At 72.1% G+C, this 8,272-nt stretch carries 7 protein-coding genes and 1 pseudogene; all 8 read right to left on the bottom strand.

Annotated elements, in window-relative coordinates; all coding sequences use genetic code 11:
* Positions 1-199: 199 nt before the first annotated feature.
* Positions 200-1,816 (bottom strand): NADH-quinone oxidoreductase subunit N, encoded by a 1,617-nt coding sequence (locus tag ACRDP3_RS25945; RefSeq protein WP_431519430.1) that lies wholly within the window; start codon positions 1,814-1,816, stop codon positions 200-202.
* A complete protein-coding gene (locus ACRDP3_RS25940; protein ID WP_431519432.1) occupies positions 1,813-3,453 on the bottom strand; it encodes a complex I subunit 4 family protein in 1,641 nt (546 codons plus the stop codon). Before ACRDP3_RS25940 ends, ACRDP3_RS25945 begins: the two co-directional genes overlap by 4 nt.
* 26 nt (positions 3,454-3,479) lie before the next feature.
* Complete coding sequence (locus ACRDP3_RS25935; RefSeq protein WP_431519429.1) at positions 3,480-5,510, bottom strand: NADH-quinone oxidoreductase subunit 5 family protein; 2,031 nt, start codon at positions 5,508-5,510, stop codon at positions 3,480-3,482.
* Entirely contained in the window at positions 5,507-5,914 is a 408-nt protein-coding gene (gene nuoK / locus ACRDP3_RS25930; protein ID WP_431519428.1) for an NADH-quinone oxidoreductase subunit NuoK, read from the bottom strand. The genes ACRDP3_RS25935 and nuoK overlap by 4 nt, the downstream gene beginning before the upstream one ends.
* The gene (locus ACRDP3_RS25925) at positions 5,914-6,486 is read right to left on the bottom strand and encodes an NADH-quinone oxidoreductase subunit J family protein (RefSeq protein WP_431519427.1); all 573 of its coding nucleotides are present in this window, start codon (positions 6,484-6,486) and stop codon (positions 5,914-5,916) included. Before ACRDP3_RS25925 ends, nuoK begins: the two co-directional genes overlap by 1 nt.
* Positions 6,483-7,058, bottom strand: coding sequence for a NuoI/complex I 23 kDa subunit family protein (locus ACRDP3_RS25920; RefSeq protein ID WP_431519426.1), 576 nt, complete (start codon positions 7,056-7,058; stop codon positions 6,483-6,485). The genes ACRDP3_RS25925 and ACRDP3_RS25920 overlap by 4 nt, the downstream gene beginning before the upstream one ends.
* A complete protein-coding gene (locus ACRDP3_RS25915; protein ID WP_431519431.1) occupies positions 7,058-8,026 on the bottom strand; it encodes a complex I subunit 1/NuoH family protein in 969 nt (322 codons plus the stop codon). The genes ACRDP3_RS25920 and ACRDP3_RS25915 overlap by 1 nt, the downstream gene beginning before the upstream one ends.
* A pseudogene (locus ACRDP3_RS25910) lies at positions 8,023-8,272 on the bottom strand (NADH-quinone oxidoreductase subunit C); the annotation flags it as partial. The pseudogene ACRDP3_RS25910 and the gene ACRDP3_RS25915, both read right to left, overlap by 4 nt.

Below are 8,272 nucleotides of genomic sequence, written 5' to 3'. Positions count from 1 at the left end.
GCGGACAGTCCCCCGAGGAGCAGGGCTGTCCTCAGCCCGTTGTGCCGGTGCACAGTACGCCCTCCAGGTAGTGCGCAGGGGAACCCTGAGGCGGGTGGTCATGCCACCTGTCCGGTGGACCCTCACGCCTTGGTCAACGCGAGGGGACGGATGTCAGTTCCCAGCCAGGCATAACGGACCCCGGGGCCCGTCCGGGGTGTTATCGCAGGCCGTCGGCGGCGAAGGTGAGCACCAGGTCGGGGTCGACGGAGAGGATGATCCCGGTCACCGCCGTCAGCGCGATGGTCACGGAGAGCGGGGTGGAGATCCGCGGGCGGCGCGCGGTGGCGGTGGCAAGGGCGGTGGTGGTGACGGCGGGCTCGGGCGCCGGGCGGAAGAGCAGCGCGGTCCACCGCAGGTAGTAGTAGAGCGCGATCACGACGTTCACCGCCATGATCACCGCGAGCCAGCCCAGTCCGTTCCGCACGGCCGTGGAGAAGACGGCCACCTTGGCGAAGAGACCGATGACGCCGGGCGGCAGCCCGGCCAGGCACAGCAGGAAGAAACCGAGCGCGAGCGCGGCCAGGGGGTGGGCGGCGGCAAGGCCGCGGTAGTCGTCGAGCCGGTTCGCGCGGTTCGTACGGGTGGCGCCGTCGGCACGGCTGATGTGCGCGACGACGGCGAAGGCCCCGAGGTTCACCGCCGCGTACATCAGCAGATAGGCCACCGTGGCGCCGACCGCTGAGAGCGCCTGTCCGGGCCGCCCCTCGGCGTCCGGTGCCGCGGCGGCGAGCGGCACCAGCAGATATCCCGCCTGTCCGACGGAGGACCAGGCAAGCAGCCGTACGGCACCGTGCGCCCGGTCGGCGCGCTGGCGCAGCGCGGCGGCGTTGCCGACGGTCATGGTGAGGGCGGCGAATACGGCCAGGGCCGGGCCCCAGATCTCCGAGCGCGAGGGGAACGCGTGCAGGACGAGCAGGATCAGCCCGGAGAGGCCGGCCGTCTTGCCGACGACGGAGAGGAACGCGGCGACCGGTACGGGCGCCCCCACATAGGTATCCGGAATCCAGAAGTGGAAGGGGACGACGGCCGCCTTGAAGGCGAAGCCGATGAGAGTGAGGGCGACCCCCGCGGTGCCCAGGGTGGCCAGTTGGGGGTCGGCTTCGGTGAGTCCGTCGGCGATCCCGTACAGGTTCAGGGTGCCGGTGACGGCGTAGAGGAAGCTGGCCCCCAGCAGCGTGACGGCCGTGGCGGCGACGGAGGTGAGGAAGAACTTCAGCGCCGCCTCGGCCGATCTCCGGCTCCCGCGCCGCAGCCCGACCAGTGCGAACGCCGGAAGGGAAGCGACCTCCAGGGCGATGACGAGGGTGACCAGGTCGCGGGAGGCGGGGATCAGCACGGCGCCGGCGGTGGCGGACAGCAGCAGGAACCAGTACTCGCCCGCGGGCAGCCCCAGTTCGCGCACCGCCGGCATCGACAGCAGCGCGGTGACGAACGCCGCCCCCAGCACCAGGAACTGCACGACGAGGGTGAAGGAGTCCGCGTAGTAGGCGCACTCCTGCGATCCGCCGGGCAGGCAGAAGGTCCGGATGTTCTCGGTCCGCAGGAACAGCAGGGGCAGCGCCGCCAGCAGCACGCCCACGGCGGAGATCACGCCCAGCGCGCGCTTGCCGCGCTCGGATACGAACAGGTCGGCGACGAGGACGGCGAGTCCGGCCACGGCGGCGATGGTCGGCGGCGAGATCGCGAGCCAGTCGACGGACTGCACGACTCCCTGGGCCACCTGGGTTGCCTGAGCGGCTTGTGCGGCTTGTGTGGCCTGGGCGAGGACGGTCATCGGGTCACTCCCGGCAGGAGGTGCTGCACGGCGGGGTCGGTGAGTCCGAGGAGAACGGCGGGCCACAGGCCCGCGACGACGGTGAGCAGGACGAGGGGCGTCCACGCGACGTACTCGTACGTGCGCACGTCGGGGAGGCGCACGGTCGCCGTCGCCCCCGACTCCACGTCCGCCGCCGACTCCACGGGCTCCACGGGCTCCCGTTCCTCCAAGGGGGCGCCGCCCATGCAGACGCGGCGCACGACGACGAGCAGGTACCCGGCGGTGAGCAGGGTGCCGAGGCCGCCGAACGCCATGAAGACGACGAAGGCAGGCCGGCCGAGCCCGTCGGCGGGGTGGTACGCGCCGAGCAGCGTCAGCATCTCGCCCCAGAAACCCGCCAGTCCCGGCAGGCCGAGGGAGGCGACGGCGCCGAACGCGAGCAGCCCGCCGAAGCGCGGAGCCCTGCCGTACAGCGCGGCGCCGGTGGCGCCGGAGAGGGTGTCGAGGTCGGTGCTGCCGGTGCGTTCCTTGAGCGCGCCGACCAGGAAGAAGAGCAGCCCGGTGATGAGTCCGTGCGCGACGTTGGCGAACAGGGCGCCGTTGACGCCGGTTCGGGTCATCGTCGCGATGCCGAGCAGCACGAAGCCCATGTGCCCGACGGAGGAGTACGCGATCAGCCGCTTGAGGTCGCCCTTGGCGCCCTGCCGGGCGAGGGAGAGGCAGACGAGGGAGCCGTAGACGATGCCGACGACGGCGAAGGCGGCCAGATACGGGGCGAAGGTCCGCATGCCGTCCGGGGCGACCGGCAGCAGGATGCGTACGAAACCGTAGGTGCCCATCTTCAGCAGGACGCCGGCCAGCAGTACGGAGCCGACGGTCGGGGCGGCGGTGTGGGCGTCGGGCAGCCAGCTGTGCAGCGGCCACATCGGGGTCTTGACGGCGAGTCCGGCGCCGATGGCGAGCACCGCGATCAGCTGCGTGGTGTGGCTCAGGCCCGGCCCGTTGTCAGCGGCGAGTGCCACCATGTCGAACGTGCCGCCCTTGAGTCCGACGAGGAGGAGGCCGAGCAGCATCACGACGGAGCCGAGCAGCGTGTAGAGGATGAACTTCCAGGCCGCGGGGCCCCGTTCGGCGCTGCCCCAGCGCGCGATGAGGAAGTACATCGGGATGAGCACCATCTCGAAGGCGAGGAAGAAGAGCACCAGGTCGAGCGCGGCGAAGGTGGCGAGGGTGCCGGACTCCAGGAGGAGGATCAGCGCGACGAACGCCTGCGGGCTGCCGCCGCCCGGAGCCGTGGACTCGCCGCCCGTGCCTTTCGCACCGTGGCCGTAGCTGTAGAGCGCGCAGAGAAACGTCAGCAGTGCGGTGAGCACCAGGAGGGGGAGGGAGACGCCGTCGGTGCCCAGGTGCACGCGGATGCCGAGGGAGGGGATCCAGCTGACGTCCGACTCGGCCTGCATGGTGCCCGGGTGATCGGTGTCGAAGCCGAGGGCGAGCACGACCGAGGCGGCGAGGACGAGTCCGGTGACGGTGACGCCGTGCCGCAGCACGGCCTGCCCGGAGTCGCGCCCCCTGAGCCCGGGCGGCGGCGGCAGCAGCGCGGCGACGGCACCGAGCAGCGGGAGCAGGAGTACGCCGATGAGGAGGCCCTGCATGACGGTGTTGCTGACGGGGATCACGGTCAGGCCCCTCCGGTTCCGGCGGCGACGAGGACGACGGCCACGGCGAGCACCAGGGACCCCACGACCAGCGCGCTGAGGTAGGTCTGCGTGTTGCCGGTCTGGGTGCGGCGGACGAGCGTGCCGAGCAGGCCGGTGCCCAGGCCCGCGCCCCGTACGTAGCGGTCGACGACTTCGCGGTCGAGGAAGCGGGCGAGCCGGGCGGCGGCCTGCGTCGGCCGTACGAACAGGACGGTGTAGGCGGTGTCGAGCCGGAAGCCGTGCGCGGCGGCGCCGTGCAGCGGGCCCAGCAGCAGCCGTCCCGGGTCGGCCGGGTCGGGGGCGGCGGCGATGTCGCCGTAGGCGGGCTCATGGGTGGCGATGGCCTCGGCCTCCGACAGCGCCGCGTCGCCCTGCGGGTGCGCGGCGACCGCGCCCATCGGAGACCGGGCGGCGGCGAGGGCGGTGGTGTGCCGCCACGCCCCGTACATCACGAGGATGCCGGCGAGGGCGATGCCGGTGGCGAGCACGGAGGTGGTGAAGGTCGGCCCCAGGGAGCCGCTGTCGAACCAGCGGGGCAGCACGCCGTAGGCGAGGCCGAGGCCGAGGGAGGGGATGGCGAGCAGCCACAGCACGACGTTCATCACGGCGGGTTCGCGGCCGTGTGCCGAGGCGGCGGCCCGCGGACCCTCGCCGCGGAAGGCGAGCAGCCAGAGCCGGGTGGCGTACGCGGCGGTGAGGAACGCGCCCAGCAGCCCGGCCGCGAGCACGATCCAGCCCGCAAGGACCGGGGCGCCGGCGTGCCCGTCGCCGAACGCGGTGTGCTCCGCGGCGCCGAGCACCGCCTCCTTGGAGAAGAAGCCGCTGAAGGGAGGGAGGGCGGCGAGGGCCAGCAGGCCGACCGTCATCGTCCAGTAGGCGTCCGGCGCGATCTTGGTGAGGCCGCCCATCCGGGCCATCGCGGCGAGGGAGTTGGTGCCGGCGGCGTGGATGAGGACGCCCGCGGCGAGGAAGAGCAGCGCCTTGAACGCGCCGTGCACCAGCAGGTGGAAGACGGCCGCGCCGCGGTCGGTCACGGCCAGCGCGGCGGCCATGTAGGAGAGCTGACCGATCGTGGAGTAGGCGAGGACGCGTTTGATGTCGTCCTGGGCGAGCGCCGAGAGCGCCGAGCCGATCATGGTGACGGCGGCCATCAGCGCCAGTACGACCAGCGCGGCGGTGGAGGCGGCGAAGACCGGCAGCAGCCGGGCGACGAAGTACACGCCGGCGGCGACCATGGTGGCGGCGTGGATCAGCGCGGAGACCGGCGTGGGACCCGCCATCGCGTCGGGCAGCCAGGTGTGCAGCGGGAACTGCGCGGACTTGCCCGCGACTCCGGCGAGCAGCAGCAGCGCGATCAGGGTGGGGTGTGCCGGTTCGTAGGCGGACAGCTCGGAGGTGAGCCGGCTGGTGATGCCGCTGATCCGGAAGGTGCCCGCGTCGGAGGCGAGCACGAGGATGCCGATCAGGAAGGGCACGTCGCCGAGCTTGGTGACCAGGAACGCCTTGAGGGAGGCCGCTCGTGCCGCCTGGGTCTCCCAGTAGTGGCCGACCAGGAAGTAGGAGCAGATGCCCATCACCTCCCAGCCGACGAGCAGCACGATGAGGTCGTCGGCGTAGACGACGAGCAGCATCGCGGCGGTGAAGAGGGAGACGAAGGCGGCGTAACTGGCGTAGCGCGGGTCGTCGCGCAGATAGCCGGTGGAGTAGAGCTGCACGGCGGAGGCGACGACACCGACGAGGACCGCGACCAGGACGGCGAAGCCGTCCAGGTGGAGGGCGAGTTCGACGGGGAGTGCGGGGTTGCCGGTGGGGGTCAGCTCGGTGGCGGCCTTGAGGGGGGCACCGCCGCCCTGGCGTACGGCGACCATGACCGCGAACACCGTGGCCAGGAGGGTGGGCAGTACGGCCAGGGGCCGCGCGAAGCCGGGCGCGCGGCGGCCGGTGAGGAGGCTCGCGACCGCGCCGAGGAAGGGCAGCAGCGGTACGAGGGCCGCGAGGGTCGTGGTGCTCACGCGGTCTGCCTCCCGCTGTCAGTGGCAGGTGCCACAGTTGCCGTATCGCTCGAGTCGTCGCGCGGACCGTCGGGGCCGTCCGGGTCGTCGGGGCCCGCTCTCTCCCGCAGGTCGCGCAGCCGGTCGATGTCGGAGCTGCCGTGGGTGCGGTACACGAGCAGCACGATGGCGAGGCCGATGCCGATCTCGGCCGCGGCGATGGCGATGGTGAAGAGTGCGAGCGCCTGGCCCGTGTGCAGGGTGTCGCGGATCCAGACGTCGAAGGCGACGAGGTTGAGGTTGACGGCGTTGAGCATGAGCTCGACCGACAGCAGCATGAGGATGGCGTTGCGGCGGGCGAGGACGCCGTAGAGCCCGGTGCAGAAGAGGAGGGCGGCGAGCACGGCGGGATAGGCGAGGTGCATCAGCGCCGCCCCTCCTTCTCCTGGTTCCGGTGAGGCTCCCGGCGGGAAAGGACTATCGCGCCGACGAGAGCGGCGAGCAGCAGGACCGAGAGCGCTTCGAACGGCAGCACCCAGGCGCGGAAGAGCGCCTCGCCGGTGACCCTGGTGGACCCGGCGGTGCCGCCCAGGTCGATCCAGCTCGTACGGAAGGCGTCCACGACGAGGGTGACGAGGGTGGCGGCCGAGACGACGGCGACACCGAGGGCCACCCAGCGGTTGCCGGAGTCGGCGTCCGGCGACCGCCCTATCGGCGCCTTGGTGAGCATCAGCCCGAAGAGCAGGAGCACGACGACGGAACCCACGTAGATGAGGACCTGGACCCAGGCGATGAACTCTGCGGTGAGGAGCAGGTATTCGACGGCCACCCCGCCCAGCGCCGCCACCAGCCACAGCGCCGCGTGCACGAGCTGCTTGGTGGTGACGGTGACGAGGGCGGCGCCGAGGGTGGCGAGACCGACCAGCACGAAGACTATCTCGACACCGGTCGGGGAGAGGAACCCGGGGTGGACCGGTTGGGCTGCGGCGAGATTCACGCGTCGCCCTCCCGCTCGGGCTCGGCCTGCTGCGACTCGGTTTGCTGGGCCTGCTGGGCCGCGAGCTTGTCGGCGGCCTTGCGGGCGGCGGCCAGCTCCTTGGGCTCCTCGGCGGCCGGGTCGAGGGCGGGCGGCTCCGGCACCGTCCACATCCACTCGCGGAGCTTGTCCCGCTCGTGGGTGAGTTCGCGGATGTCGGTCTCCGCGTACTCGAACTCCGGTGACCAGAACAGCGCGTCGAAAGGACAGACCTCGATGCAGATACCGCAGTACATGCAGAGCGCGAAGTCGATGGCGAAGCGGTCCAGCACGTTGCGGCTGCGCTCGCGTCCCCCGGGAGCGGAGGGAGGCACGGTCTCCTTGTGCGAGTCGATGTAGATGCACCAGTCCGGGCACTCGCGGGCGCACAGCATGCAGACCGTGCAGTTCTCCTCGAACAGCCCGATCACCCCGCGGCTGCGCGGCGGCAACTCGGGCTGTACGTCCGGATAGTGCGCGGTGACCGAACGGCGGGTCATCGTGCGCAGGGTGACGGCCAGGCCCTTGGCCAGTCCGGCGCCGGGCACGGGCATTACTGGATCACCACCTTGACGACGCCGGTGAGGGCGATCTGGAGGAGGGCGAGCGGTACGAGCACGGTCCAGGCGACGCGCTGGATCTGGTCCTCGCGCAGCCGCGGGTAGCTCACCCGCAGCCAGATGACGACGAAGGCGAGCAGCGCGGTCTTGAGCAGCGTCCACACCCAGCCGAGCTCGTCCGAGAACGGGCCGTGCCAGCCGCCCAGGAAGAGCACGGCCGTCAGCGCGGAGAGCACGACGATGCCCGCGTACTCGGCGAGCAGGAAGAGCGCGAAACGGAGGCCGGTGTACTCGGTGTAGGCGCCGAAGATGATCTCGGAGTCGGCGACCGGGGCGTCGAAGGGAGGGCGTTGCAGTTCGGCGAGCCCGGCGGTGAAGAAGACCAGCCCGCCGGTGATCTGCCAGGGCAGCCACCACCACTGCCAGGCGTCCAGGATGCCCGGCAGCGAGACGGTACCGGCGGCCATGGCGACCGAGGCCGCCGCGAGCAGCATCGGCAGCTCGTACGCCATCAGCTGCGCGGCGGTGCGGAGTCCGCCGAGGAGGGAGAACTTGTTGGCCGAGGCCCAGCCGCCCATGAGCGAGCCCAGCACGCCCACGCCCAGCACGGCGAGCACGAAGAAGACGCCCGCGTCGATGACCTGGCCGACTCCCGTGGTCGGCGAGGGGGCGACCGGGATCGCGATCAGCACGACGAGGTAGGGCAGCAGCGCGACGGCGGGGGCCAGCTGGAAGATGCGCCGGTCCGCGCCGCTGGGCACGATGTCTTCCTTCTGGGCGAACTTCACGCCGTCGGCGACGAGTTGCGCCCAGCCGTGGAAGCCGCCCGCGTACATGGGACCGACCCGGCCCTGCATGTGGGCCATCACCTTGTGCTCGGTCTGTCCGACGAGCAGCGGCAGTACGAGCAGCGCGAGCAGCACCGCCGCCAGCCGGATGACGACGTCGAGCACGTCCATCAGGCGCCACCCTCCGTCGGTTCGTCGCGGCCGCGGTCGCTGTTGCCGCGGTCGCTGTTGCCGCCACCCTCGCCGGCGTCAGCCTCGCCGGCGCCGCTGTCGCCGCCGGACGGCCGCTTGCCGGCCTCGCGCCATGGCGCGTCGTCCCCGCGCTGACTCGCCGAGCCCGAGCTCGCGGAGCGCGTACGCCGGGCGGGACGGTCACCTCCCGCGCCTGCGGCGCCCTCCCCGGCCGGCCCGCCTGCGCCC

The organism is Streptomyces sp. (assembly GCF_050698815.1).
Lineage (GTDB): Bacteria > Actinomycetota > Actinomycetes > Streptomycetales > Streptomycetaceae > Streptomyces.
This window is presented reverse-complemented; position numbering and strand designations above follow the sequence as displayed.

Coding starts and splice junctions, on each gene's coding strand:
- nuoK (WP_431519428.1), bottom strand. CDS start 5,914: ATGCACCTCGCCTATCCCGCCGTGCTCGCCGCCCTCCTCTTCTGCACC.
- ACRDP3_RS25940 (WP_431519432.1), bottom strand. CDS start 3,453: ATGCAGGGCCTCCTCATCGGCGTACTCCTGCTCCCGCTGCTCGGTGCC.
- ACRDP3_RS25945 (WP_431519430.1), bottom strand. CDS start 1,816: ATGACCGTCCTCGCCCAGGCCACACAAGCCGCACAAGCCGCTCAGGCA.
- ACRDP3_RS25920 (WP_431519426.1), bottom strand. CDS start 7,058: ATGCCCGTGCCCGGCGCCGGACTGGCCAAGGGCCTGGCCGTCACCCTG.